This window comes from Aquirufa nivalisilvae (genome assembly GCF_004307455.1).
Lineage (GTDB): Bacteria > Bacteroidota > Bacteroidia > Cytophagales > Spirosomataceae > Aquirufa > Aquirufa nivalisilvae.
Genome location: NZ_SEWX01000008.1, coordinates 43,975 through 69,176, shown reverse-complemented (window position 1 = coordinate 69,176; position 25,202 = coordinate 43,975). Strand labels below are relative to the sequence as shown.

At 37.5% G+C, this 25,202-nt stretch carries 25 protein-coding genes; 7 read left to right on the top strand and 18 right to left on the bottom strand.

The features are described from left to right. Positions 1-134: 134 nt before the first annotated feature. Entirely contained in the window at positions 135-440 is a 306-nt protein-coding gene (locus EWU22_RS11370) for a helix-turn-helix domain-containing protein (protein ID WP_109323435.1), read from the top strand. Here EWU22_RS11370 and EWU22_RS11365 read toward each other — a convergent pair. Genes EWU22_RS11365 through nusB form a run of 6 tightly spaced genes read right to left on the bottom strand, consistent with a single transcriptional unit; the run spans position 437 to position 5,910 of the window. Beyond that, on the bottom strand, positions 437-2,233 hold the full coding sequence (locus EWU22_RS11365; protein WP_130925651.1) for a DNA polymerase III subunit gamma/tau: 1,797 nt from the start codon (positions 2,231-2,233) through the stop codon (positions 437-439). The genes EWU22_RS11370 and EWU22_RS11365 overlap by 4 nt on opposite strands. 40 nt (positions 2,234-2,273) lie before the next feature. Beyond that, positions 2,274-3,695 carry a dephospho-CoA kinase gene (coaE, locus tag EWU22_RS11360; protein ID WP_130925650.1) on the bottom strand — a complete coding sequence of 474 codons (1,422 nt, stop codon included), beginning with the start codon at positions 3,693-3,695 and terminating at the stop codon, positions 2,274-2,276. Between the two features lie 4 nt (positions 3,696-3,699). After that, entirely contained in the window at positions 3,700-3,990 is a 291-nt protein-coding gene (yajC, locus tag EWU22_RS11355) for a preprotein translocase subunit YajC (RefSeq protein WP_109323432.1), read from the bottom strand. A gap of 16 nt (positions 3,991-4,006) precedes the next feature. After that, positions 4,007-4,444, bottom strand: a complete 438-nt coding sequence (locus tag EWU22_RS11350; protein ID WP_130925649.1) for a DUF1573 domain-containing protein — start codon at positions 4,442-4,444, stop codon at positions 4,007-4,009. Between the two features lies 1 nt (position 4,445). Next, complete coding sequence (locus EWU22_RS11345) at positions 4,446-4,745, bottom strand: YtxH domain-containing protein (protein WP_109323430.1); 300 nt, start codon at positions 4,743-4,745, stop codon at positions 4,446-4,448. 1 nt (position 4,746) lies between these two features. Further along, complete coding sequence (gene nusB, locus EWU22_RS11340) at positions 4,747-5,910, bottom strand: transcription antitermination factor NusB (protein ID WP_109323429.1); 1,164 nt, start codon at positions 5,908-5,910, stop codon at positions 4,747-4,749. A gap of 90 nt (positions 5,911-6,000) precedes the next feature. Between nusB and EWU22_RS11335 the strand changes: the two genes are divergently transcribed. Then, positions 6,001-7,812 (top strand): ABC transporter ATP-binding protein, encoded by a 1,812-nt coding sequence (locus tag EWU22_RS11335; protein ID WP_130925648.1) that lies wholly within the window; start codon positions 6,001-6,003, stop codon positions 7,810-7,812. Here EWU22_RS11335 and EWU22_RS11330 read toward each other — a convergent pair. Continuing rightward, complete coding sequence (locus tag EWU22_RS11330) at positions 7,783-9,102, bottom strand: TolC family protein (protein WP_161566852.1); 1,320 nt, start codon at positions 9,100-9,102, stop codon at positions 7,783-7,785. The genes EWU22_RS11335 and EWU22_RS11330 overlap by 30 nt on opposite strands. A 118-nt stretch (positions 9,103-9,220) precedes the next feature. On the opposite strand from EWU22_RS11330, the gene EWU22_RS11325 reads away from it, so the two are divergent. From EWU22_RS11325 to EWU22_RS11315, 3 genes are read left to right on the top strand one after another with little or no spacing between them, the layout of a single operon-like run. After that, positions 9,221-10,045 (top strand): MOSC domain-containing protein, encoded by an 825-nt coding sequence (locus tag EWU22_RS11325; RefSeq protein ID WP_130925646.1) that lies wholly within the window; start codon positions 9,221-9,223, stop codon positions 10,043-10,045. Then, the gene (locus EWU22_RS11320) at positions 10,032-10,829 is read left to right on the top strand and encodes a hypothetical protein (RefSeq protein WP_130925645.1); all 798 of its coding nucleotides are present in this window, start codon (positions 10,032-10,034) and stop codon (positions 10,827-10,829) included. The genes EWU22_RS11325 and EWU22_RS11320 overlap by 14 nt, the downstream gene beginning before the upstream one ends. After that, the gene (locus EWU22_RS11315; protein WP_130925644.1) at positions 10,810-12,075 is read left to right on the top strand and encodes an MFS transporter; all 1,266 of its coding nucleotides are present in this window, start codon (positions 10,810-10,812) and stop codon (positions 12,073-12,075) included. Before EWU22_RS11320 ends, EWU22_RS11315 begins: the two co-directional genes overlap by 20 nt. Here EWU22_RS11315 and EWU22_RS11310 read toward each other — a convergent pair. The 9 genes from EWU22_RS11310 to EWU22_RS11270 all read right to left on the bottom strand — a co-directional run bounded on the left by EWU22_RS11310 (position 12,072) and on the right by EWU22_RS11270 (position 21,909). Continuing rightward, positions 12,072-12,629: a hypothetical protein gene (locus EWU22_RS11310; RefSeq protein ID WP_130925643.1), complete on the bottom strand. Its 558-nt coding sequence runs from the start codon at positions 12,627-12,629 to the stop codon at positions 12,072-12,074. The genes EWU22_RS11315 and EWU22_RS11310 overlap by 4 nt on opposite strands. A gap of 57 nt (positions 12,630-12,686) precedes the next feature. Continuing rightward, positions 12,687-12,974: an autorepressor SdpR family transcription factor gene (locus EWU22_RS11305; RefSeq protein ID WP_109323422.1), complete on the bottom strand. Its 288-nt coding sequence runs from the start codon at positions 12,972-12,974 to the stop codon at positions 12,687-12,689. A 63-nt stretch (positions 12,975-13,037) separates the two neighbouring features. Then, positions 13,038-13,967 carry a hydroxypyruvate isomerase family protein gene (locus EWU22_RS11300; protein WP_130925642.1) on the bottom strand — a complete coding sequence of 310 codons (930 nt, stop codon included), beginning with the start codon at positions 13,965-13,967 and terminating at the stop codon, positions 13,038-13,040. Between the two features lie 2 nt (positions 13,968-13,969). Further along, positions 13,970-17,023: a PVC-type heme-binding CxxCH protein gene (locus EWU22_RS11295; protein ID WP_130925641.1), complete on the bottom strand. Its 3,054-nt coding sequence runs from the start codon at positions 17,021-17,023 to the stop codon at positions 13,970-13,972. A gap of 75 nt (positions 17,024-17,098) precedes the next feature. After that, the gene (locus tag EWU22_RS11290) at positions 17,099-18,136 is read right to left on the bottom strand and encodes a glycosyltransferase family 2 protein (protein ID WP_130925640.1); all 1,038 of its coding nucleotides are present in this window, start codon (positions 18,134-18,136) and stop codon (positions 17,099-17,101) included. Then, positions 18,136-19,080: a glycoside hydrolase family protein gene (locus EWU22_RS11285; RefSeq protein ID WP_130925639.1), complete on the bottom strand. Its 945-nt coding sequence runs from the start codon at positions 19,078-19,080 to the stop codon at positions 18,136-18,138. Before EWU22_RS11285 ends, EWU22_RS11290 begins: the two co-directional genes overlap by 1 nt. A gap of 49 nt (positions 19,081-19,129) precedes the next feature. Continuing rightward, complete coding sequence (locus tag EWU22_RS11280) at positions 19,130-19,876, bottom strand: NIPSNAP family protein (protein ID WP_109325085.1); 747 nt, start codon at positions 19,874-19,876, stop codon at positions 19,130-19,132. Positions 19,877-20,100: 224 nt separating this feature from the next. After that, on the bottom strand, positions 20,101-20,673 hold the full coding sequence (locus EWU22_RS11275; RefSeq protein ID WP_130925638.1) for a hypothetical protein: 573 nt from the start codon (positions 20,671-20,673) through the stop codon (positions 20,101-20,103). Positions 20,674-20,736: 63 nt separating this feature from the next. Continuing rightward, positions 20,737-21,909: a PepSY-like domain-containing protein gene (locus EWU22_RS11270; protein ID WP_130925637.1), complete on the bottom strand. Its 1,173-nt coding sequence runs from the start codon at positions 21,907-21,909 to the stop codon at positions 20,737-20,739. Positions 21,910-22,113: 204 nt separating this feature from the next. Here EWU22_RS11270 and EWU22_RS13315 point away from each other — a divergent pair, with 204 nt between their 5' ends. Further along, positions 22,114-22,257 carry a hypothetical protein gene (locus EWU22_RS13315; protein ID WP_154401957.1) on the top strand — a complete coding sequence of 48 codons (144 nt, stop codon included), beginning with the start codon at positions 22,114-22,116 and terminating at the stop codon, positions 22,255-22,257. A 76-nt stretch (positions 22,258-22,333) separates the two neighbouring features. Beyond that, the gene (gene lgt, locus EWU22_RS11265; protein ID WP_317127124.1) at positions 22,334-23,164 is read left to right on the top strand and encodes a prolipoprotein diacylglyceryl transferase; all 831 of its coding nucleotides are present in this window, start codon (positions 22,334-22,336) and stop codon (positions 23,162-23,164) included. Positions 23,165-23,178: 14 nt separating this feature from the next. On the opposite strand, the gene EWU22_RS11260 is transcribed toward lgt, so the two are convergent. Together EWU22_RS11260 and EWU22_RS11255 are read right to left on the bottom strand one after the other, a co-directional pair. Next, positions 23,179-24,186 carry an aminotransferase class I/II-fold pyridoxal phosphate-dependent enzyme gene (locus EWU22_RS11260; RefSeq protein WP_130925636.1) on the bottom strand — a complete coding sequence of 336 codons (1,008 nt, stop codon included), beginning with the start codon at positions 24,184-24,186 and terminating at the stop codon, positions 23,179-23,181. After that, positions 24,179-25,201, bottom strand: coding sequence for a dipeptide epimerase (locus tag EWU22_RS11255; RefSeq protein WP_130925635.1), 1,023 nt, complete (start codon positions 25,199-25,201; stop codon positions 24,179-24,181). Before EWU22_RS11255 ends, EWU22_RS11260 begins: the two co-directional genes overlap by 8 nt. Position 25,202: the final 1 nt, after the last annotated feature.

Below are 25,202 nucleotides of genomic sequence, written 5' to 3'. Positions count from 1 at the left end.
TTTTTCGATGTTTAAATTATCAGTTTCTTGATAATTATTATTCGTATTAAATCTATGAGATGAATTGATATACTATTTTCTTTCATTTGCTGAAAGCTCACTTTAAAGAGAGAGCAATATTGAATGAATAATATATGAAAACGAAAAACAGTGAATTTGTTAGTTTAGATCAATTTATTGAATCTAACTATGGTAATTCGGATAACAATTCGAGGGATCAATTTGAGTCAGGATATCAGCATTTCAAATTAGGCTTCTTGCTTCATGAAGCTCGAAAAAATCAGGGATTAACCCAAGAAGAATTAGCTTTGAAAGTAGGGACTACGAAATCATATATTTCTAAAATTGAAAATGATGTGAAAGAAGTTCGATTGTCGACCTTGAAGAAAATAGTAGAAGTAGGTCTAGGAGGTCAACTTCATATATCCATCGATTTTTAAAATTCATAGTCCAATCCCATCCTTTGTTTCATTTCTACTAAAATAGGATGCTTCTCGGAAAGGAATTCGTACTTATCTGATTGGGTGTACAATACCTTTTTATCACTTTTTTCTTGAACTAGGATATCGAGTTCGATGTCAATATCAAAATTATGCAGCGAAGAGCGGAGTTGGTTTAATACTTCCATCCGAATGGCTTCATTAAACTGCTGGATTTGTAATTCGTTTTCTACTTTTAGATGTAAAACTGTACCCACTAGCTCGATTGGTCGATTCATCATGACAAATTTATTGATGTCTTGATTGGCTTCATAAGCCTTAGCAATTCGGAACCATTCTTTACTAATATCTTCTAAAGTAAAAGTTTTATTCTCTGCTCCCGTGGCACTTCCTGTCAATAAGGTAGCTTCCTTTTGTTCCGCTTGTTTGGTTTCAACTAATTTTTTAGCACTTCGCAATCCGGAAGATTGAATGCTTGGTCGGTTCGGTACAGGACTAGCTTGGATATTTTCAGGTAGCTCCGTTTTTTCCTCCTTGATTTCTTTCAGGGGAGTTGGAACTTCCAGAACCAGTACTTCTGGTTTTAAGGGAGTATTTAGTGATGGTGTAACACTTTTTTCAAGGTTGGGATTGGCCGAAGCCTCAAGCTTTTTTCCAGCGCCGTCCTCCACCACAGGTGTTTGGTTAGGCTTGAATACTGAGTTTAAATAGTTGATTTTTAGTAAACTCAAGTCCAAATGCAATCTTGGATTTTTGGCACTTTTATAATTTACTTCACACTGTGCACATATATTCATAGAGGAGAGTAAAAATGAAGTACTAGTTAATTCCGCCTGTTTTTTAAACTTAGCCTTGGTTTCTTCACTCATTTCCATTAGTGCTAAGGTCTTGGGATCTTTGGCATACAGCAATAAGCGTAAGTGTTCCATTAAGCCTGAAATGAACTGCATGCCATCAAAACCCTTTCGCATGATTTCCTCAATTAAGAGAAGGACTTCTGTGTGGTTCTGTTCTAATAAATGATCCGTTAAGCTGAAATAATAGTCGCTATCTAGGATATGTAAATTTTCTAAAACGGCTTTATGACGTAAGGTATTATCTGTTGAAAAGGTGACATTTAAATCAAACATCGACAAGGCATCACGCAAACCGCCATCTGCTTTGATGGAAATTAATTCCAAAGCAGCAGGTTCAGCTGAAATATGTTCCTTTTCAGCAATGGAAGCCAAATGCATGGCCATATCCTGCCATTTGATACGATTGAAATCAAATATTTGGCATCGCGATAAAATGGTAGGTAAGATTTTGTGCTTTTCCGTAGTAGCCAAGATAAAAATGGCATAGGAGGGAGGTTCTTCCAATGTTTTCAAAAAGGCATTGAATGCCTGTGCAGAAAGCATGTGAACCTCATCAATGATGTAAACCTTATAACGTCCATTTTGAGGCGGGTAACGAACTTGATCGATCAGGCTGCGGATATCATCTACAGAGTTATTGGATGCCGCATCAAGTTCATGTATAGTCAGCGAGGTATTTTCTTGGAAAGATTGGCAGGAAGAACAAGTTCCGCAGGCTTCACCTTCTGGACTTTGGTTCTCACAGTTAATGGTTTTGGCTAAAATACGAGCACAGGTGGTTTTACCCACCCCTCTAGGACCACAAAATAGGAATGCTTGTGCTAAGTGATTAGACTTAATGGCATTCTTCAACGTGGTGGTAATATGGCTCTGACCCACCACAGAATCAAACTGGGTAGGACGGTATTTTCGCGCAGAAACAATAAAATTTTCCATACTGCAAGTTACAATTTGAGGCCATAAAACCCAAATCGATTTAAGGGATTCGGAGGGTGGCGCTTACTGGGAAATGGTCTGTAGGATATCGATTCGACCAAGTCTCAGAATGGGTGGCATGTTGCTCACAACTAACTCCATTTTTCACGAAAATATAATCGATTTGGCTGTTCTCTCTTTCTTCTTTGAACGCATTGAACGAATTCTTTGGTCCATAATGTCCTAGCTTACTGATACTTTCTGAATTGGTTAATCTATCTGGATTATTAGGATCAACTAAGATTTGAATAGGTTCATCATCTGGCTTGGCATTGAAATCCCCAAATAAAATGACAGGGTTGTTTTTGGCGATTTCTTTGATTTTGGCTAACACTAATTTAGCGCTTTCTCTACGAGCAATTTTACCCAAATGGTCAAAGTGAGTATTGAATACATAGAATTTCTTTTTTGTTTTCAAGTCTTGAAAATGTCCCCAAGTAACTATACGTCTGCAGGCGGCATCCCATCCAAAACCTACTTTATCACAAGAATCTGATAACCAGAATGTTTTTTGCTCTAAAACTTTAAACTTCTTGGTATTGTAAAATAAGGGAGAAAATTCACCTTCTTCTTTCCCGTCGTCACGTCCTCGTCCAAACCAAGCAAAGCCAGGTAATCTTTCCGCAAAATCTTTGATCTGATGAATAAATGCTTCCTGCATACCAATAATATCAGCTTGATGATATTTAACTAATTCAGCACAGTGATCTTTACGATTGGACCACTGATTTATCCCATCAGATTTAGTATCCATGCGAATATTGAAAGTCATGGCCTTAATTTGTCCCATACTTGTATGACTGAAAAGTAAGAGGGTAATCAAGATGATGGATAAGCGCTTGAAAATGGCCTCTACTTGTGGCCATACGCGGTCATTTTTGCCATTCTTGATAATTAAATCTACACCTTGATTGTATTGTTCCTGACTAGGTTGGTTTTGTAACAGTTTCATATTGTCTTCAAAGGTTAAATGGTTTCGTTTTTGTAGTCGTTCAATGCGTTCATCTAAAGGGCAATCAACGGCTATTAATTGTGAAATATAGGTTGGTTTGTTTTTATTCGTCAAAAGGGCTGCCTCATATAGTTTGAAAGGCGCAGAACTGGGTATGAGAGCCCATTGCTGTAAGGATTTACGAACAGCAGGGTGAATGATGTGATTTAAAGCCGACAATAAATCAGGGTTGCTTTTAACTTGACCACGAATAAAGTCTTTGTTATAATTACCATGTTCATTAAAGCTTTCCTTACCAAAAATGCCAATAATTTTTTGTTGGATGGATGGATCACTATTAACCAATTGGTGGGCCACCTTGTCGGCCTCAAAAATAGGAATGCCTAGACAAGCAAAAATCCGACAAATGATTGATTTGCCGGATCCCATTCCGCCTGTGATACCTATTAAAGGTCGAAGGCTTTTTTTCATGGATTTACTCTTCAGTTAAGCGAGAAGAAGCATCTTTTGAAATAGCTGATTTTTCAAATACGACACGAACCCCTTTGCTAGAGTCAATCTCAACTACCAATGTTTTTTCACGAATGGAAACCACTGTTCCGTGTACTCCACCGATCGTTACTACTTTATCACCAGTTTTTAATTCATCAATGAATTTTTTCGCTTCTTTCGCCTTTTTTTGTTGTGGACGAATCATGAAAAAATAAAATACCACAAAGATTCCACCAAAAAGGAAGATTTGCATGATTTGAGGATTGTTAGCCATTTTGTTCGTTTATAGTTTATTTTTTTCTTTCAATTTCTACTTTAAATGCCACCATATTATCTGATGGCATGGTGTTAGCGTAGGCAGTAACGGTTTTTTGTACTTTCCCTTCTTTGCCTTTGGAATCAAAGCTTACTTTAATGAAGCCTTTTTTACCTGGCTGTACCAATTCTTTGCTCCATTTTGGGGTAGTGCATCCACAAGATGCATTCACCGTTAAAATCTTTAAAGGCATATTTCCTTCATTTTTGAAATGAAAGGTATATGATATACTATCACCTTCGGTAATTTTCCCAAGGTAAACGCTGGGTTGATCAAATTTCATCACGGGATGCTTTTCAACGGAAGGTCTCAATTCCATAGGAATGGATTCTTCTGTCGAATTTCTCGCCTCTTTCTGTTTGTTCGTACAGGATAAAAGACATAAAAAGCATATAGCAACGAAATACTTCATGTTAAGGCTTCGCTTTAATCTGACTCATCATTTTCTCCACATCTTCTAACAATTTTTCAGCTTTCACTTTGGTGTCATTGACTACCTTTTTGCCTTCTGATTTAGCTAGAGTTTCTGGAACTTCCTTGCCTTCTACAATATCATTGATCAATTGTTTTAATTGCTCTCTGTATTTGTTTAATTGAAAATACAATTTGTTACGTGTATTCTCACCTTTATCAGGGGCATATAAAATTCCGATAATAGCACCTGTGGCAGCTCCTACGACAAATGCCCAAAAGGATTTTGATGATCTACTCATATTATTTGCTAGCTATGTCGATTAATCCTCGACCTGATTTAGTAATTATTTTTTCGTGTATCAATCTCAGAGAAATCACATCTAGGATACCGTTGATGAATTGCCCTGATTTGGGTGTAGAGTAATTTTTTGCTAATTCAATGTACTCGTTAATACTTACTTTAACGGGTATACTGGAAAATTTAATCATTTCTGTCAAAGCCATTTTTAACAAAATAAAATCAGCCATGGCCAAACGATCCGACTCCCAATTCTTTGTTTGATCACCAATCCAGAGCACTAAATCTTTGTCGTTTTGAATGGTACTTTCAAACAACTCTTCGAAGAATAATTTATCATCATCCCATTGAAGAGCTAAAGGTTGTAAGCTTAAATCTTCTAGAGCATCAACCTTAAATGTTTTGGTCGATAAACTTTTAACTACATCCTTATTAAGATGCCAATTTAAATCTTTTTCTTCAAAATACTCGGTCATACTCGAGTGTTTTAGAATAAATGTTTTTAAAATATATCGAATCATTTCGATGTCATCTTCAAAGCTTTTTCCAGCTTGAGGAAGGTAGTCAACAAAAGTTTGATCCAATAGGATTACATCTAAAAACAATTTTTTAATTCTATTTTCTTCATCTTCAGACCATCCAATGTGCTGATCTTCAAATGCTTGTTGCAAAGCTTTCCACTTGGGCATGATAGCTAAGACTTTGTTTTTGCTCAGCTGAGATGTCTTAATGGGGTTTTCTAATAAACGACGATTTTCATCCCAAACGGCAATGTCCGATAGATGTTGTAAGTAAAATAGGATTTTTAGGTATTGTTTGTAGATGGACTCTACTTCCTTCACCATGTCCTTTTTTAACTTTTCCGCAATTTTTTTGGTATTGTTTTGATAGGTTCGATAAACCGATTTGGCCGCAGCCAAAGATTCAGGTGGTATACTCTCTTCTGTTGGGATTTCTTGAAAAAACTCGTTTAATTGAATTTCTGCCAATTTTTTTAGGCCTTCTAGTCGAGGAGCTTGTTCCTCTTTAGCCACCATGAGTGATAAATCTGGCTGAAAAATAACAGCTAATTCATCAAATGCCAATTGATATTGGGCACGTTCTTGCGTGTTGTAAGCATACAATTGCTGAAATGCTTTCACCCGAAGTAATCTTCTGTTTACCATCCGAAAATAAAGAGCGTTCTTGTTGTTTGAAACACAAAATTAAGGATTTTAATTGATAAAGATTCTATCTTTGTTAGAAGTAAATTAAGCATGGGCGCACTAAGTCACCTCAATAAATATTTTTGGAAGTATAAATGGCTACTATTCTTAGGTATCCTGTTTACATTTTGTTCTAATTTTTTTGGTGTAGTCCCAGCACAACTCGTGCGTTATGCCTTGGATTTAGTGACAGAGACCATTGATGTTTATTTTCTATTCAAGCAATTTTCTCTTCAAGGAGCCTTTTATGAGGTTTTTGCGGCAACCCTATTTTTCTATGGGGGATTAATCATTTTAATGGCCTTGATTAAAGGAGTCTTTTTGTTTTTAGTTCGTCAAACGCTTATTGTGATGTCGCGTCATATCGAATATGATATGAAAAATGAAATTTATGCGCATTACCAAACTTTGCCCATGTCGTTTTATAGAAAACAGAATACCGGTGATTTGATGGCTCGTATATCTGAAGATGTAAGTAAAGTACGTATGTATGTGGGCCCTAGTATGATGTATGGTCTTAACCTCATTTGCGTATTTGTATTGGTCATTTACTACATGTGGCATGTCAATCAAACTTTGATGTGGTATGTCTTATTGCCTCTTCCTATATTATCTGTGAGCATTTATTATGTCAATTCCCTTGTTTTAAGGAAATCAGAGGAAATTCAAGCGGGTCTATCTACGATCTCTACTTTTGCTCAAGAGGCTTTTTCAGGAATTCGCGTCTTAAAATCATTTGTGCGGGAAAAAGAATCTGTTCAAGCCTTTGCAGATGCGTCGGCAAATTACCGCAAGAAATCCTTGGACTTGGTGAAGGTGGATTCCTTGTTTACGCCTTTGATTTCATTGCTGGTAGGCTTTTCTACACTTTTAGTGGTATATGTAGGTTCGCAAGAAGTGATGGCAGGAAGAATCTCGATTGGTAATATCACGGAGTTTATCATGTATGTATTTATGCTAACATGGCCCGTGACCGCTTTAGGATGGACCAGTTCTCAAATTCAGCGGGCAGCTGCTTCGCAAGGTAGAATCAATGAGTTTTTGCAAGTTAAATCTGAGCTGTTGGTGGGGAAACAAATCCGACAAAAGATTCAGGGTCGATGGACATTTGAACATGTTGATTTTACTTATCCAGGTACAGATCGGACGGTGTTGCGTGATATAGACTTGGAAATAGAGCCAGGTGAATCTGTGGCATTACTTGGTACAACAGGTTCAGGAAAGAGTAGTATAGCGGCTCTGATGGCTCGTTTTTATGATCCAACGGCTGGTAGAATATTATTGGATGGGATAGAGTTGAAAGATTGGGATATGGAATTGGTTCGTACTAACCTAGGCTTTGTCCCGCAAGATGTCTTTTTATTTTCAACGAGTATAGCAGAGAATATTCGTTTTGGACAAGCGGACTTAAATCCAACAGATTTAGAGCAAGCGGCTAAGTATGCTGATGTATATGATAACATCATGGAATTCCCAGATCGATTTAATACGATTTTGGGTGAAAGAGGGGTAACCTTATCTGGAGGTCAAAAACAACGCGTTTCCTTAGCTCGAGCCTTGGCCAAAAATCCAGGAATGTTGGTATTAGATGATTGTTTGTCAGCGGTGGATACACATACTGAACATAAGATATTGAATCATTTGAAACACATCATGGAAGGTAAAACCTGCCTGATTATTTCTCACCGGGTATCATCTGCCAAATTAGCGAAACGTATTTTTGTATTGCATGAAGGTAGAATCGTAGAGCACGGAACACATACTTCCTTAATGAAAAAGAAGGGAAGTTATTACGAGTTGTATCAGCAACAATTAAATCAAGAAAAGCAAGATCTAGAGCAAGTTTCCACTCAATCTAATTAATTCAATTTCAGCCGTTTTAGCTGCAAATTTAGCTTCAATCAAACGAGTCTCAGCTGCTACTGCATTTCTTTGAACCTCTCTTAATTCATAGGAAGTCGCAATACCAACTTTGAATCGATCAAAAGCAATGTCAATGTTTTGCTTAGCTATGCCGTAATTTTCTGTTTCCAGGTTGATTAAATTTAAGGCATTTTCATAATTAACATAGGCTTTTTCAATGTTAGACACCAAGGTATTTTTCAAGTCGAAAACTTGTAAATCCGCAATTTCAGCATTGATTTTGGCATTTTGAATACGGCGCTTTTGATTGCTTCCGTCAAAAATATTGATAGAGGCACGAATACCATAGTTCATCACATCACTACTTCCTCGGGAAACACCAAAACCAGCACCGTTGTTAACTGTACTGTAGTTGTATCCAGCAACTAAGTCAATGACAGGTTGCTGCTGACTTTGTAGCGTTTTAATATCCATGTCAGCTACTTTTTTGTTTAAAAGAGCTGAAATCAAATTTGGGTTTTGCTGTAAAGCCTGATTCTTTAATTCTTCCAATTTCAATTTTGGCAATAATTCAATGGTTGAAACCACATCAAAATCGATCATGTGCTCTCTAACCAAAAGGGTATTGAAATTAATTTTAGTGCTTAAATAGGATTGCTCTTGAGCTAATAATAGAGCTTTATCTTCATTGTAATCAACTTGTGCTGAATAAAAATCCACTTTTGAACCTTGGCCCACCTCAAAACGATCTTTGGCTAATTTCAAGCGGTCATTAGAAATCTCCAATCCTTTTTTGAAGTTATTAACACGTAAATCTTGACGAATGATATCGTAATAAGAAGCGCTAATTAATGCAATTAAGTTTTCTATGGTAGCTTCAGTTTGCTTTGCACCTAGGTTTTGCAATTCTTTAAAACGATCTCTTAGAATAAACATTCCTTTTCCATCATACAAGGTCCACACCATGGCAACACCTGTATTAGAAGAGTTGGAATTTACTCCTGATTGAACTAAAGGAGCACGTACACCCCCAAAAAACTCCTGGTCTAAGCCAGATACGGTATAGTTTTTGTTGAAGTTTCCAGTAATGGTCGGTAAAAATCCTGCATTCCCTAAAGTATTGTCATTAAGAGCTTGCTTCTCTCTTTTTTTGGCAATTTGTATCGAATAGTGGTTCTGTAATCCTTGTTGAATCGCATCTTCTAAACTCAAGTTTTTCTGTGCTTGAGATGGAAATATACTTACTGAAAACGCAACTAGGAGGCTAATGCTTAGGCCTGATATCTTCATAAGGTAATCTATTTGGCATATATAATTAACAAACATAGTGATTTTGAAGCATTTTTCGATGCACATACCACACAAGTACCCATAGCTATTTTGATCTGTTTTTAGCTATTTTTGTTTTATGCCTACTTTAGAAATTACTCAACTCTACATTTACCCTATCAAATCCTTAGGAGCTTTGGCTTTGCATGAAGCTCATGTGGAGATTCAAGGCTTTGCTGGAGATCGGCGATACATGTTGGTTGATGACCAAGGAAAGTTTATTACTCAGCGAACTCGTCCAGATCTAACGCGATTTCAATTAAGTCTTGACCCCAGTGGATTCTTGGTGGAAGATAAGGAATTGGGCAAAACTAAAATATTGCATCACTCGGTTGAACTGGGCGATGCTATGTCAGTAGAAATTTGGGACGATCAGGTAGAAGCCCGTATCGTACTTGATAATTGGTCAGAATGGTTTAGCCAAATCTTGGGTGAAAAAGTATATTTAGTTCATTTGGATGATACTTCTCCTCGCATAATGAAGGAGAAATATCAAACTTCATTATCTAAGGAAAGTTCATTTGCCGATGCTTTACCCATTTTACTGTGTTCTGAGGCCTCTTTTGAAGCATTGGAAAGTCAATTAGGTGATACTGTTGACCGTTTGCGTTTTCGTCCCAATATCATTGTAAAAGGAACTCAGGCCTTTGCGGAAGATACTTGGAAGCAAATTCAAATTGGGGATGTGCAGTTATTTGGAGCAAAACCTTGTGCTCGCTGTCAATTGATCACAGTCCATCCCAAGCAAGGGACAATCCACAAAGAAGTATTAAGCGCATTGTCCCAAATACGTAAGATTGGGAACAAAGTATATTTTGGACAGCAGTTTGTTCCAGAGAGTTTAGGGAAATTAGCTTTAGGAGATCAAATTAGAGTTCAAGTCCAACAAGATGCGGTTTATTAAAATAGCCCACTTATTAAGTTTCGATGTTGTTTGCGGCACTCTCGCATTTCAAGCCCTTTTGCACGAACTATTTTTAAAAGAAATGCCAAGTCGGTCAGAACAAATCTCCTTGGCATGTGCTGTTTGGGGAATTTACCTCATCGATCGAATGATAGATCGGAAAAAAGGTGTTCTGCAAGATGAGCGTCATTCATTCCAATCACAATATGCAAACTTAATTAAGATAATCGTATTTGTATTACTGCTGATAGGAGGCTTGAGTTTACGAGTTTTAGATCCCTCATTAATTTATTTCGGCTTAAGTTTGTGCTTCATCATGCTGATTTATTGGGTATTGTGGTATTTTGGAGCATTTAGTCGAATTCCTTTCAGCAAGGAATTTATGACGGCCTTAATTTATACCCTTGGAGTAGGAGCTACAACTTGGTATCACATACCAACAACTCAAAGGACTGTTATATTGGGGACAAGTCTATTTTTGTTAGTCCTGCAAAATTTAATCATGTTCAATGCATGGGAATTGGAAGAGTATGGGGATACGAATGTAGGATGGCCTTATTGGAAGTATCTTTTAATTGGAATTGAAGTGCTTTTTTTATTACTATTCATAGTTGTACTATTTTACTTGGATGAAAAAATCACTTTTGTGCCATTTGCCATTACATTTGCCATACAAAGTTGGATTCATTACTTTTCAAAAAATAAGTTAGCATCTCGCATTTGGGGAGAACTAGCTTATTGTAGTCCTATTCTCTATTTCGCCTATGAGTTTTTTTCAAAATAAGGACGCTTACAGCGCATTAAAATTCCCAGAATTTAGGGCCTTCATTGTAGGTAATACGTTATTTACCATGGCTTTATTGATGCAAGAAGTCATCGTTTCATATGAAATTTATAAAATTACTCATAATCCTTTGGCCTTAGGCTTAATCGGTTTGGCGGAAGTGATTCCTTATATTTCTTTAGCGCTATTTGGGGGGCATTATGCTGACAACAGAGATAAGCGAAAGATTATGCAAATATCTTTATCTGTCATCATTTTTGGATCTTTTTTATTACTCTATTCTAGCCTTCAATTAGACTCACAAAGCCCTGATTTTCATATTTATACGATTTATTTTGTCATTTTTCTGATTGGCTTGGCCAAAGGGTTTTTTAGTCCAGCGGCATCATCCCTAAACCCATTCTTAGTTCCTAAAGAAGTTTTTGCGAATGCAGCCACATGGAATAGTTCTTTTTGGCAATTAGGGGCAATTTTAGGGCCTGGTATGGCTGGATTTTTGTATGCCTATTTGGGATTAGCAGGTTCTTTAGAAACGGTGATTGTGTTTTTATTGGGGGTGATGACCTGTTTGTTTTTTATTAAGAAAAGGCCTGTTCCTCCTAAAGCAGTTACCCATGAATCCATTTGGCATAGCTTAAAGGAGGGAATTGTTTATGTTTTTAAAACCAAGATTATCTTGTATGCTATTTCCTTGGACTTGTTTTCCGTTTTGTTTGGAGGTGTCATTGCCATATTGCCAATTTTTGCAGAGGATATATTGAAAGTAGGAGCAGAGGGTCTAGGTGTTTTACGTGCGGCACCTTCCATTGGGGCCTTATTATCTATGGCTTTCATGATCTATTTTCCACCTTTAGAGAAGGCCTGGCGAAATTTACTCATAGCTATTGCTGGATTTGGCATTGCCACCATGGTATTTGGAATATCAACTAATTTTTGGATATCTGTGGTTGCCTTATTTTTTACTGGGGCATTTGATTCGGTGAGTGTAGTAATCCGACAAACCGTTTTACGCTTTTATACGCCCGATGAAATGCGAGGTAGGGTATCTTCCGTGAATGGAATTTTCGTTAGTTCTTCGAATGAACTTGGTGCTTTTGAATCAGGAGTTATGGCCAAAATGATGGGAACAGTTCCATCGGTTTTGGTTGGAGCTACGGCAACCCTAGTAATTGTTAGCTTAGTTGCACTGAATTCGAAGGATTTACTGAAACTAAAAGTGGCAAAGAAAGTAGAATCCGAGGATTAACTAATATGTGCTTCTTGGGCTAATCTTTCTTTTTCTTCCGCTTCTTCTTTGTCTTTTCTTGCTTTGATTTGTTCAGGCCAATGTTTTAAAACTTCAGCAATGTGCTTCTTGCTCTCTTGAGCCCATTGGATATCTTCAATTTTGCGAATCGGCTCTGCATTTTCGCCCAATAAAGCAGGCATGATTTTGAGGAAATAATCTTTGAGTTTTAATTCCCCTTTTTTGTTTTTAGAAACCACCACACTTGCTTCGCAATTAAATAAAGAAACTAATCCATCAGAAGTATTACCTTCCGAGAAATAGAAATGATCCAAATTGTGGATATCGACAAATTCGGATGATATCAACGTAGAACCTTGATAATGAAGCGTCTTTAAGGATTCCTCATTGACTACCACAAATGAAATTCGTTGTTTTCCTGATTTTTCTGCAAAATAATCACCGATCGACTGGAAGAAATTACGCTTCGGTAATTGAATTACTCCAAGTCCAACCCAATGGGAGGGAAGTTCTGAACGAAGAAAAGATAATGACGCTGGAAGTGAATGATTCATAGGATTGGCAATTTGGTACCCGAAATTAAGGAAAGATTAGTTTATGTCAAACCCAAATTATAGTCGGATTTTTGGCTTAGGCAATTCAAAAAACAATGTAAAGGGTTGAAACCATGCGTGTATGGATTCAAAACCCGACTTATTAAGGGTATAGACCAAGAATTGCCCTTTCTTGCTGAAATCAACCAGTTGGGCTTGTTTTAGTAAATCCAAGTGATGAGAAATACTAGGCTTAGTCATGTTAAATTGCTGAGCAATCATTCCAGCATTTTGTGGTCCATGAGTCAAAAAGCGAAGTATCTCTCTTCGAGTTGGATCATTGATAGCTTTGAATACAATATCCATAATATCTTAAATAGTTAAACAAATATTTAAATATAAAGGTAGTATTCCAAATATTCAATGGAATTATCCTTTGTCTTCCTTGCGATACGCTTCAATTAATTTCATTTCACCCTCTTTTCCAGGATAAAAATTACCATGTTCCATACCTAATACTCCGGTATATCCTTTCTTTCTTAGATGTTTGAAAATATTCGCATGATTGACTTCTCCCGTGGTAGGTTCTTTTCTCCCCGGATTATCACCAATTTGTAAATAGGCTATTTCTTCCCAGCATAAATCCATATTGGCTATCATATTTCCTTCATTGCGCTGCATGTGGTACATATCAAATAAGATTTTACAAGCAGGGCTTCCAACGGCCCGACAAATCATATACGACTGGTCAGAGTAGCGAAGAAATAAATCTGGGTTATCGCTTAATGGTTCTAATACCATCGTTAAATTATGCGGTTCAAAAATCTCAGCACCACGTTTAAGGTTGTCGATCACATGGCCAGTCTGAACTCCTAAAGGCAGTTTACGATTGAAGTTTCCTGGTACTACGGTCATCCACTTGGCATTGCAACGCTTGGCTGTTTCAGCGGCTGTTTTGCAAGCTTTGATGAACATGTCTGTGGCTTCTTTTTTGCCAGTGGTCATGTGTTGGGTATCAAAAAAACCATCAAACTTCACAACAAAAACACCCATGGTCATGCCTAATTTAGTGAGTGTCTCACCAATTTTTGCTTGAAGCTCAGGGCTTTTACCCATCATGTCATTGTCTTCCAAGGCACGGAATCCCATCTCATGCATGAACTTCAATTGATCTATTTCATCATTTCCAGCATGATTTTTAAACATACCAAAATGTGGTGCATATTTTAAGCTAAAAGGAGGCTCAGCAGCCAAGCTGTGTAATTGACTTGATGAAGCAGCTAAAGTAGGTTGGCTACTTGTAATACCTGCTCCTAATAAGCTTCCGCCCATCATTTGGGCAAAGGAACGACGATCCATGTTTATTTCTTTTTTAAGGTAGTTAAATATTCGACTAGGTTGACTAAATCCGTGGTGCTCATAGCATCAGCTAATCCTTCTGGCATCATAGAATTAGGTAATTGTTTGACTGATTTCAAGGTTGAGGTTTTGAAATTTTGTACCATACCTCCAGGTAATTTCAAAATGATATCCGTTTCATTCTTAGAACTAATGATTCCTTGGTAGTTTTCTCCAGATTTAGTTAAAATTTCATAGGTTTCATAGCCAAAATTAATCCCAGCATTGGGGTGCATAATGGATACGAACATGCCGTCTTTGGATAGTTTAGAGCCAATCTCGGTAAGTTTTGGTCCGAAATCAATACCTTCCTGATACACTTGGTGGCACATTGAGCATTGATCTACAAAAACCTTAATACCTGCCTGAGCATTTCCTTTCTGTCCTAATAGTGTATTCAAATCGGGATGCTTGGTTTTGGTATTTTGACTACTTCCTCCCAAATAGGAATTAGCTTCCATTCGAACGGCTTTTCTCCAAGTTCGACTCACACCTTCCACTACGGATGGAATGAATTCAGTGCTTACTTTTTTATTTTTCAAGATATCCAGCACATAGTTTTCTCCATTGGCAGAATTTCCTAAACTTCGGGCAGCTTCTTTTCTAATGCTCATGGATAGATTTTTTTGATTCATGGCATCAAATAATAAGGATAACGTGTTAGGCTGGCCTATCCAACGAATGGATTCAATGATGGCTTTTTTCTGGTCTTCATTGCCTGTTTGGAATGTTTTGGAAATCAAGGCAGCTCCACCATTCAATTTATACATGATAGATCCAGCTTTTCGGCTCTGCTTACCAGTCAAAATCATTTGAAGTACATGATCTTTTTCTTCTGCCAATTCATATTTCTCAACCAGTTCCAGGTATTCAATTTCAGATGTTTTCGGGAGTAAATCTCTAAGCACCTTTTTAGCATCAGCATTGGATGCGATGAATGATGGGTTGATATGTCGTAAGCCAATCAATTGTGCTTCTGTTTGACCTTGGAAGTTTTTAGCAATTAAATCAATTAACATACTTGATTTTTTATCACTTGGGATAAAGTCAAGAGCTCTGAAATAACGAAGTTTTTGAGATAATGCTTGATTACTTTTTAATTCGGTAAAGATATATGGAAGGGCAATTTCCGTTCTGGATCTCCACACAACATCTTGGAATGCTGGAGATGTAGGATTCACAGAAAGGGCTAAATATGCATTTAATCGACTGTTCCAAAGACCATCAGCACCTATGCCTAAAGCTTCCAAATACCAGCGGTCTTGCCCAGTATGTTGTTGGGCTAATTGAGCCCAAAGTACATCTGCTTGTGAGTCTTGGATATGTCTCAAAGCAATAGCTAATTCTCTACGTACTTGTGGATTTTCATCCTTAGCCCAAGCAGCAGCAAGCTCCTTCCATTGACTGAATGGAGTTCTTTTCGCCTGACGAATAGCCATCATGCGGATATCGGCTAATCCATCCTTTGCCGCCAAATTTAAGTAATGCTGTGCTTTACTTGTTTTCATCAATGCCCAGAAAGCACGCGCTTTCATACGAGGATTGGTATTGTTTTGGTAGGACTTTTCTAAGGCAGCTTCAGCGGATTGTCCCCACGTCATTAATTTTTTAAATGCCAGATACCTTTGAGCCAAATTTGGGTTTTCTAATGCAAGAATGGCGTTCTCTGGCGTATTTAATGGCATTGACTTTACTTGGTAAGCATGTCCTTTGGGAGCAACTCGGTAAATTCTACCTTTTGTTTGATCTCCAGCTTGATGACCACCAACACCAGGGTCATACCAATCAGCAATAAATACAGAACCATCTGGGGCAGCAGTGACATCGGCTGGTCTAAACCATTGATCATTAACACCTTCTACCAAAGGTAAAATACTCGCTTCAAAGCCTGCACCTTGGGCTTTCACAGGATAGCTGCGAACTACATTCGGGCCAGCATCGCAGTGAATCATTTGATTTTGGAAGGCCTTTGGTAATAAATTGCCTTCATATAAAATCATCCCAGTAGGAGAGCCAGATCCAGTTTGCAATAAATTTGGAACCACTCCTGGGTCATTCAAGTGCCAATGTCTTCTAGGGATCTCTGGTTCAATATTGGTACGATTCGCAGACCAACCCGCATCACTCATTTCATCACGGTATCCATAGTTTCCATGTTCCATCACGAAATTGATTCTCACACCTTTGTTACCATCATCATCATTATCTGATTGCCATAATCCACCATAGGAATCAACTGCAACTTCATAATTGTTCCTGAAATTATGTCCGAGTACCTCTACCTGTGAGCCATCCACATTGCAACGGAACACCATGCCTTGCTTGTATTTTTTAGGGCCAATTGGGTCTCCATCTTGATCTAAAACCGCTTTTCCTTGTGCATCCAATAATTGTCCCCCTTCATTTCCAAAGTTGAAATACAGTTTTCCATCAGGACCAAAAGTAAAGGCATGAGCACCATGATCATGTTGCTCTCCACCAATCCCTTGAAACATCACTTCTTTTCGATCCGCTTTTCCATCTCGATTATCGTCGAACATTCTCCAGATGTAGGGACTTTGAGAAACGATGACCATGGAATCAAGTACCGCAATGCCAAGAGGGGCATTTAATTCTGGAGATTGATAGAATATTTTTCTTGAATCCGCTTTTCCGTCACCATTGGTGTCTTCAAGTATCAAGACTCTGTCGCCCTGTGAGTTAGTTGGGTTTCCATTGATATTTGGACGGTAGTTGTAGGCCTCCACTACCCAAACACGACCTTGAGCATCGACATCGATGTTGGTTGGATTTTGAAGCATTGGTTCAGATGCAAACAGGGTAATTTCTAATTCAGGATGTATTTTTAACCCTTTTAAGGCATTTTCTGATTGTCTTTTTTGTGATTCAGTTAAAGAATCCAATAAGACTTGTCCCCAACGAGCAGATTGATTTTTATAGAAAGAAGAAGCAAATAATAAGGCAAAGAGAGACAATGCCGTGAATAAAAAAGGCTTTTTAGAAGAAGTCAAATTCATAAGTATATGTTTTTCCGTAGAATACCTATAAATTTCAATTAAAACCCTGTAAAATCCTAATGGACTTATCCTGTTTTATGAACGGATTCCAAAAAAACGATTGATTTTTTTTCGGAAAGCTAAATAGGCCAAAAAGGAATCTGCCGTGAAAACATGTTCTTTAAATAGTTTTTTCCAGTCTTCGAGATGGAGTTTTTGGGGAGCATGAGCAGAAGCTTTCCACAGATAATAACATCTTTTCAGAAATGATTTTTCGTTCTCTGTAATCCGAGTTAAAAGTAAATGATATTCAAAGAGGATAGGTTGGATTAAATATTGGTATTTGGCATGTGTATATTCATTGATTTTGGAATACATGAAAATACGATTATAGATAAATGAAGCCGATTTATTACTGTCAGTATAACTCATGCCGCCTTCGTTTTTTCGATAAACAGACATAGTCTCAGGCAAATAGGCAATTGGGCCTTCTTCTGATAATATAACATAGAGCGGAATATCCCCACTTTTAGAATGAAAAAACCAATCAGGTAAGGTCTTAACAAGCTTTTTTCGCATCATGACACTGGCAGTTGCCATGAACCATGCTTCTCGTTCTTTTAATAAATCGATCGAATGGACCCAAGGGGCCTGGTCGACAGGATTAATTAATGTTGGGACTCTTCCTGTGCCATCTTCATAGATGATTTGAGCATTATGAAAACAGGCTGATGCTTCTGGGTGGCTATCTAGAAAATCAACTTGTTTTTGGAGTTTATCAGGTGAAGTCCAATAATCATCTCCTTCAATATGGACGATGTATTCACCTTGACAATCAAAAAAGCAATGCAAAAAATTCACTTTTGCCCCTACATTTTCTGGCCGAATGTAGGCTTTGATTTTTTCAGGGAAACGGTCAGCATAGGATTTGACAATAGAAGCGGTATTGTCTGGAGAATGATCTTCTCCAATAATGATTTCAAATTCAAAATCCGTCTTTTGTTGCAGAATGTTGTCTAAACAAGTTTGGATATATTGCTCATGTTTATAGGTAATTAGGCAAACGGAAACCTTGGGTTGTTTGGCCGTTTGAGGGTTACCATAAAGCTGATGATTCAAGTAGCTAAAATCCATTATTTTTCTTCTAAAATGGCATAACCTACGCCGCTTTGACCGAAATGATTTCCATTATAAAATAGAATTGTTTTTTCTTGATGACGGATAACCAAAGGATATTCAATCATTTCGTAATCCCAATCTTGCTCATTGTCACTTACATCAATACCAGCTAATCCGTCATGTCTTTCCCAATGGATTCCATCGCTTGATTCTGCATAGTAAATTCGGTAGGAACGAGAGCGATTGGTACGGTAATCGGTACATGCTCTGGCCGAAAACCACATTTTATAAACCCCATTCTCAATTAGAACTGTTGGTCTGGAAATTCCACCTTCTATTTCATCGCGATAATCAATAGCAACTTGTCCTTTTCTATCCCAGTTGATTCCATCGGTAGACTCGGCATATTTGATATGGTAACAAGGCTCCATTAAATTGCCATCTGGAAGCCAATGTGTGCAGTTTAAATACCAAACTTTGTATTTGCCTTGGTCATAAAGAAAACATGCGGAACCATTAAAGAAGGGTTCTGTAGCTGTGGTACTGATGATGGGACCTTGGAATTTTTTAGTAAAATGGATGCCATCTGTAGAAGAGGCTAAACCTAATGCATTATGGTAAGGGATGGTATTTCTGACGGTCCAACCGATGTAATAAAGCCACTTTTCCTCTCCATTTTGTAAAAACCAAGTGGGCATAATGCCACAATCATCAAAGGTTCCGGGTTCCCCTAAAGATAAAATGGGTTCAGGATGAACGTACAAGATGTTTGATAAATTATTGGAATCTAAATCAATGAAGGATGCTTGGCAGCGCCCTTTGGAATCGCGGGCAGAATAATATAAACGGATTCTATCCGGGTAGTTTGTATCAGCACAAACGACGTGTGCATATTTTTTTTGATTCCATTCAGATTGACCATCTGGACAAAAGAGTAAGCCTTGTTTATTCCAACGCATAATTTTTCTTTGTTGTCCCGAATTTTCGGGACAACAAAGATACAAAGCTTTATCGGATAGTTGAAAATGTCGTTGGATGCATGTAGATAGATTCTACTTTGTCGACAATTTTTCCATTTTTTTCAGATTCGTCGCGGACTTTAATCCAATTTGGATCTTTTCTGAACTCATCGAAAGAAGCTTTACCTGCAGCTTCACTATCATGAGCTAAAAGATAAACCAAACGTGGTTGTACATTAGGATCTTTTTCAATGGTCTTAAAATAGGCAATGTTCGTCATACCATGTTTTTTGAACAATTTGGTGGTATGATTTCTAAAGCGAGCTAAGATGTTATCGATATTATTGGGCGTAGCTGTATAAGTTCTTAATTCAATAGCACGATCGACGCTCTTGTGTGAAGGTTTAATTTTTGGACTAAAATCAGTAGCCATCATGAAAGTACTTTCTACTTTAGCTACGATTTTACCTGTTTCTTCTGATTTTCTGGCTACTTCTTTCCACTCTGGATCACGACCAAAACGTTTCCAAGAGCTATCACGTTCTACTTGGTTAGGGTAGGACAAAATGTAGTAAAGCGCATTTTTTTCATTGTTGTTAGGAATCCAATATCCCACATTAGTCATACCATGTTTTTCGAAAATTTTGGTTGTATGGTTTGTGAAACGTTGGATTAACGCGTCTAATCTACCAGGGTGGCAATAATAAACACGTAATTCGTAATAACGGCTGTCTGGTTTTTTTGCAATCATCTGAATAGAGACGAATAATAGGAGGAGAGTAAATAATTTTTTCATAGGTAATTTTGGGGTAAAATGGTTGTAATGTGTTTGTAATTTTGTTAAAAGTTTAGCTAGTGCACAGAATTCAGATTTGTCACTCATTTGTCACTCAGATTTGTCAACTCTTTAAGAGTTGACAAATCTAAAAGAATAGACGTAAATAAATCTCAAGGCAAAGGTATGATTTGAATTAAGTTTTTTATCCTGCTTATTGATTATTTTAATCAAAGACTTGATTTTTAGGCACCTAGTCGATTTGATAGGATTTTGTGAATTAATAAAAAAAGCATTTCTGGTTTGGCTGTTCGCCAATTAGGAATTTGTAAAGTACCTCCAAAATTGATGTAATAATCGATTTTATATTTACTCCATTCCTTTTCAATGAATTCAGGGAAACAAAGTCCTGCTATCCAGCCATCTTCCACTTCTTCAAACCATTCAGCGTAGTAATCATCCTCCCAAGAACCATGAAAATTAAACACATTTTCACCCACTAGAATGAAGTATTTGATACCTGCAGCTAATAAATGGTCTATTACACCGCGTTTAAATAACATGATGTCATTGTGCAAGGTATCGTTCCATTCACCCATCAATTCTATGACTGTAAATTGTAAGGAGTAATCAGTGAAAAGTATTTTGCAGTAGAGCGTTTCGGAGTCTATATCATCCCAAAGTGGGTGAATATAATAGCTATAAATCGTATTAATATATTCTGTATTGGAATATGATCTTCCGTAAAATGGCGATTTAGGGTCATGGGAGGCATTATATATAGATTCCCATTGATAGGAAGGTTCAATTTCTTGCATAGCACTCGAAATAACAAAAAAAGGCTTGCGAGAGCAAGCCTTTTTAAACAATCAACCTAATAATTAAAGTTTATGAGCACTCTTGAAATTTCCAGAGAGGTCAAATTCAACTTTATACTTTTTATCAGCAACCGTAATGATTACTTCAATTTCATAAGCTGCACCGTCTTTACTAACCGAAACAGCTTTTGTTAATGCCCAACCCGCATAAGTTTTATCTAAATAAGAAATAGCGGATGATGGGATTTTATCTTTCGTAATTTCAGTTATCGTGAAGTTGGCAGGGCTAGGATTGTCTTTGGGTCCTTTGCCAGCATTAGCTATATAATTGAAATCTTTGTCAAACATATACGTTTGAGTGTTTCCCCCAACGGTAACCACTACATGGTAGTGTATTGCCACATTGTCTTTTTGTACAGAAACGGCATTTTTCAAAGTCCATCCTGCCGCATTTTTGTTTAAGTAATCAATGATAGCTTGTGGCAGTGTTGTAATGTCAGTTTTGGTGATATTGATATCATTCTTACTTTCCTCTTCACTCGAAAGTATTTTTCCTGAAGCATCTAATTTTAAATCCCAAACTTTTCCATCTTTTTCAGCATGTACATGGTATGTCGCTACCCCATTTTCGTCCAATCGCATGACGGCATTTTTGAATGTATAACCAGTAATAGCAGCTTGTACAGCAGCAGGTAGGTCAGTTAAGGCTAATTGACTCACAGCCGCTCCCATACCTTTTCCTCCTTTTTCTCCTTTTTTACCTTCAATGGTAGAGATCACAGCTCCAGTTTCGTCGAACAAAATAGAATATACCTTGTCTTCTACTTTAATCTCGACTCGATAAGTGATTGGAGTGCCCGAAGTCTTTTTGCCTGCATGAATGAAAGTATAACTCGCATACTTACCTTTTAAATAGGTTGTAATTGCAGCCGGTAATTCCGTTTCTGTAATGCGAGTAAAAGCTTCTTTGATTTCCCCCGTTTTGCTTAATACCACTTGTGATTCTGTGTTACTTAACACAATGTTGGCACCATACAAGGAATTACTTTGTAATACATAATAATCTACTTGCGCAGATGGGTAAGTGTTTGTTACGGTTGTTTTAACAGCAGTTGGGACAAAATTCTGACTAACAAAGCCAGTGGCATCCGATGTAGGATTCAATGCATCCTCTTTTGAGCAGCTTGCTAGACCAACGCTAGCTACAAGGGCGAATGTAAGCAATTGATTTTTCATAAGTATAAATTTTATTTTGACTGTTAAACGGCGTTTGATTTCGTTTTCGTATCAAAAATATAAGATGATTCGGTACGCTCATGCAACCAATCGACCAATGGGCGCATCTTGACTACCAATCATCACAAATAAATAAATAATTATAGTACCTTGTATTGCAAAGTACTATATGTTTACTACATTTGTCTATCAATCAATAAACATATGAAAAAGAAGGTTGTTGTTCTATTAATACTAGGAGTGCTTTTTGCCTCAGATACTTTTGCTTTAGGTTTTCCTCACCGTTTATTTCCTGCTAAAGTCCTAAAGAAGGCCGTTAGTTTTGTGATTCCTAAGGTTCAAAAATAATATTCGCATCCACGACGTTTGGCAATTATCCTAAATTTTGTCTTAAATTTGAATTGCTATATTTAACGTCAATCCCATGATTTTATCGTTTATTGATTGGAATCCCGATCCAACTATTTTTGAATTGTTTGGATTTCCAGTTCGTTGGTACGGACTATGTTTTGCCTTAGCTTTTCTAGCTGGATTTCAAGTGTTAAGCTATATCTTTAAAAAAGAAGGGAGACCAGCCGAACAAGCAGATCATTTATTGATCTATGCCATGGTGGCTACAGTGATTGGAGCAAGGGTTGGGCATTATTTCTTCTATGAATTTCCCTTATTACAGGCCGATCCTATTCGCTTTTTCACTCAAATGATTATTCCTCCCTATTCTGGTTTAGCATCACATGGTGCTGGGATTGGGCTTTTCACTGCTTTTTATTTATACACAAAAAAATATCCAGGTCAATCCTATTTATATGTGACAGACCGTGTCGTCCCCACAGTAGCTTTGGGCGGTTTTTTTATCCGTATGGGTAATTTAATGAATTCAGAAATTGTTGGAAAACCGACTCAATTGCCTTGGGGATTTAAGTTTTACCGTGATACGGAGTTTAATTCCATGGGTAATGCAGAAGTTTTAGCTAGGCATCCTTCTCAGCTCTATGAAGCACTTTCTTGTTTGCTAATCTTCTTTATCATTATGTGGTTTTGGTCAAAGAAAAAGGAGAAAACGCAGGAAGGTTTAATCACAGGTTGGTTTATGATTACCTTGTTTGCACTTCGTTTTCTCTATGAATTTTTGAAAGAAAATCAGAGCGAATTTGAAAATTACATGACCTTGAACATGGGGCAAATCTTATCAATCCCAGCCATGCTTTTTGGCGTAGCTGTATTGATTTATGCGAAAAAAAATCCAGCCCCTTAAATTCATCTGACATATTATTCCTGAAGAAGCTGACTTAATTCGATTAGGTCAGCTTTTTTTAATGTAGCATGAATCGAGGCTCTAGCAATGGCAGGATCATTCCATTGAGGATAAGAAAACTGGTTCATTTTAAATCCATTTTTTTCTAATCGTTGAATGATACTTTCATTATCCGTGCAAAAAGAGGGATGACCTTCTGCCCATTGGATGGATGTACCCTTTAGTTCAGATTGGAATATGCCCACATTTTCTACAAGTTTTTCCCTTTGCTCATCATATGCCTCTTGGGCATGTAAACAAGCATAACAAAAAGCCAAATTGGGAGGAGAGCTTCCAATCCAAATGGCTTCTTTTTTGATTTCTTCAATCAATTTTTTTGATCCTAAAATAATTCCTGCGGGGATTCCATAGGCTTTAGATAAGGAGGCAGTTTGAATTATGGTAGCCGAACTGTTTATTTGAATGTCCTGAACGCCTATCCGGTGCGATTCATCCACTAATAGAATTTGATCAGAAAGCAGTTTTTGGGTCCATTCAAAATTAAATAATTCAACAATGGGCGTTCTAATGCCATCTGTTCCTAAAATCTTAACTTGGTCTAATATTCCTGCTTGAATCCAAGCTTCTCTACTTCCTTCAAAAGGAACATGTAAAAAAGTGGTGATAGCTGGATGGCTGTGGGGCGCAAGGGAATAAGTGGCTTGGGGGAATTGTTTGAGCAAATATTGCAAGGCAATCTGTCCAGCAGCAAAACCAGAGGAACAAAGTGCTGCAGCTTCATGTCCATATTTTTGCGACAATACGTGCTCTAGATCATCCCAAACCGCGAATTGAATATTGTTTTTTCTAGAACTACCCCAGTTTTGTGGAAATAATTCAATCCCCTTTTTAAGTTTTTCATTAAATATGGGATGCTCACCAATTCCTAAATAATTGGTGCCTCCTAGCCAACGAAAAGGTTTTCCTTCTACGTAAATGATTCTCCCGGGAATGGAATTAGCAAAATGGGTAAAATTAGCCATGCTGAATTAATTTTGCTCCTGTTCCTCCTTCTTTGGCATAAATGACATGCCCAAAATCAATACGTATTCCTTGAGAAATTTTATCTTCTACCAATAAACACCCATCCATGTCCACATAATCCAATAATGGAAGTAGTTGGGCAATAGCCGAACAGCCAATGGTAGATTCAGTCATGCAACCTACCATGATTTTCAAACCTAAATTTCGGCCTTGTTGAATCATTCTTAATGCGGGTGTAATACCCCCACATTTCATCAACTTGATATTGATCCCATGGAAATATTCAGCACATTGCGCCACATCTGATTCTATTATACAGCTTTCATCGGCAATAATCGGTAAAACAGATTCTTTTTTCAACCGTTTCATACCTTCCCAATTATCTGCTTTTAGAGGCTGTTCAATAAACTCCACTCCTAAAGCTTTTAACTTAGGTGCAAATTCCAAGGTTTGTTCAACTGTCCAAGCGGTATTGGCATCAACCCGAAATACAGCATCTGTTTCCTTTCTTAATGCTTCAATAATTTCAATATCTTGATTTGTCCCCAGTTTGATTTTATATAAAGGAAAAGGCATTTCCTTCATTTTGGATACCATGACATCAATTGTATCCATTCCAATCGTATAATCGGTTATCGGATTTTGGGAAATGTCCAAACCCCATAATTGGTGTAAAGCTTTATCATGTGTTTTGCCCCATAAATCCCAATAGGCTACATCCAGTGCACACAGGGCAAATGGGTGGTCGTCTAACAAATATTTGGACATCATTTTCCAAAAATCATTAGGGTGAGGGAGAATGTCGCTAGGTAAAAAAGAACGGATACTCTCTAATTGAGATATCATTTTCTCCATGGTCACCCCATAATAGGGTGTTTCCGTTGCTTCCCCAAATCCACTTTTTCCATGCCAAGTTAATTCCACAATGAGTGTAGGTTGTACATCCCTAGATTCATGCGTAATGGTGAAGGTGTGCTTCAAGGGCAAGTCGAAGGTATGTACGTGCAATTCCATA

Bases quoted from the DNA above. Each gene is read 5' to 3' on its own strand.
- EWU22_RS11255 (WP_130925635.1), bottom strand. From the start codon at position 25,201: ATGGAATTGCACGTACATACCTTCGACTTGCCCTTGAAGCACACCTTC.
- EWU22_RS11345 (WP_109323430.1), bottom strand. From the start codon at position 4,745: ATGAGTAGATCATCAAAATCCTTTTGGGCATTTGTCGTAGGAGCTGCC.
- EWU22_RS11350 (WP_130925649.1), bottom strand. From the start codon at position 4,444: ATGAAGTATTTCGTTGCTATATGCTTTTTATGTCTTTTATCCTGTACG.
- EWU22_RS11335 (WP_130925648.1), top strand. From the start codon at position 6,001: ATGGGCGCACTAAGTCACCTCAATAAATATTTTTGGAAGTATAAATGG.
- EWU22_RS11285 (WP_130925639.1), bottom strand. From the start codon at position 19,080: ATGCGTTGGAATAAACAAGGCTTACTCTTTTGTCCAGATGGTCAATCT.
- EWU22_RS11325 (WP_130925646.1), top strand. From the start codon at position 9,221: ATGCCTACTTTAGAAATTACTCAACTCTACATTTACCCTATCAAATCC.
- EWU22_RS11260 (WP_130925636.1), bottom strand. From the start codon at position 24,186: ATGGCTAATTTTACCCATTTTGCTAATTCCATTCCCGGGAGAATCATT.
- EWU22_RS11315 (WP_130925644.1), top strand. From the start codon at position 10,810: ATGAGTTTTTTTCAAAATAAGGACGCTTACAGCGCATTAAAATTCCCA.
- lgt (WP_317127124.1), top strand. From the start codon at position 22,334: ATGATTTTATCGTTTATTGATTGGAATCCCGATCCAACTATTTTTGAA.
- EWU22_RS11370 (WP_109323435.1), top strand. From the start codon at position 135: ATGAAAACGAAAAACAGTGAATTTGTTAGTTTAGATCAATTTATTGAA.
- EWU22_RS11305 (WP_109323422.1), bottom strand. From the start codon at position 12,974: ATGGATATTGTATTCAAAGCTATCAATGATCCAACTCGAAGAGAGATA.
- EWU22_RS11280 (WP_109325085.1), bottom strand. From the start codon at position 19,876: ATGAAAAAATTATTTACTCTCCTCCTATTATTCGTCTCTATTCAGATG.
- EWU22_RS11275 (WP_130925638.1), bottom strand. From the start codon at position 20,673: ATGCAAGAAATTGAACCTTCCTATCAATGGGAATCTATATATAATGCC.
- coaE (WP_130925650.1), bottom strand. From the start codon at position 3,695: ATGAAAAAAAGCCTTCGACCTTTAATAGGTATCACAGGCGGAATGGGA.
- nusB (WP_109323429.1), bottom strand. From the start codon at position 5,910: ATGGTAAACAGAAGATTACTTCGGGTGAAAGCATTTCAGCAATTGTAT.
- EWU22_RS11320 (WP_130925645.1), top strand. From the start codon at position 10,032: ATGCGGTTTATTAAAATAGCCCACTTATTAAGTTTCGATGTTGTTTGC.
- EWU22_RS11300 (WP_130925642.1), bottom strand. From the start codon at position 13,967: ATGGATCGTCGTTCCTTTGCCCAAATGATGGGCGGAAGCTTATTAGGA.
- EWU22_RS11290 (WP_130925640.1), bottom strand. From the start codon at position 18,136: ATGGATTTTAGCTACTTGAATCATCAGCTTTATGGTAACCCTCAAACG.
- EWU22_RS11310 (WP_130925643.1), bottom strand. From the start codon at position 12,629: ATGAATCATTCACTTCCAGCGTCATTATCTTTTCTTCGTTCAGAACTT.
- EWU22_RS11330 (WP_161566852.1), bottom strand. From the start codon at position 9,102: ATGAAGATATCAGGCCTAAGCATTAGCCTCCTAGTTGCGTTTTCAGTA.
- EWU22_RS11270 (WP_130925637.1), bottom strand. From the start codon at position 21,909: ATGAAAAATCAATTGCTTACATTCGCCCTTGTAGCTAGCGTTGGTCTA.
- EWU22_RS11295 (WP_130925641.1), bottom strand. From the start codon at position 17,023: ATGAATTTGACTTCTTCTAAAAAGCCTTTTTTATTCACGGCATTGTCT.
- yajC (WP_109323432.1), bottom strand. From the start codon at position 3,990: ATGGCTAACAATCCTCAAATCATGCAAATCTTCCTTTTTGGTGGAATC.
- EWU22_RS11365 (WP_130925651.1), bottom strand. From the start codon at position 2,233: ATGGAAAATTTTATTGTTTCTGCGCGAAAATACCGTCCTACCCAGTTT.
- EWU22_RS13315 (WP_154401957.1), top strand. From the start codon at position 22,114: ATGAAAAAGAAGGTTGTTGTTCTATTAATACTAGGAGTGCTTTTTGCC.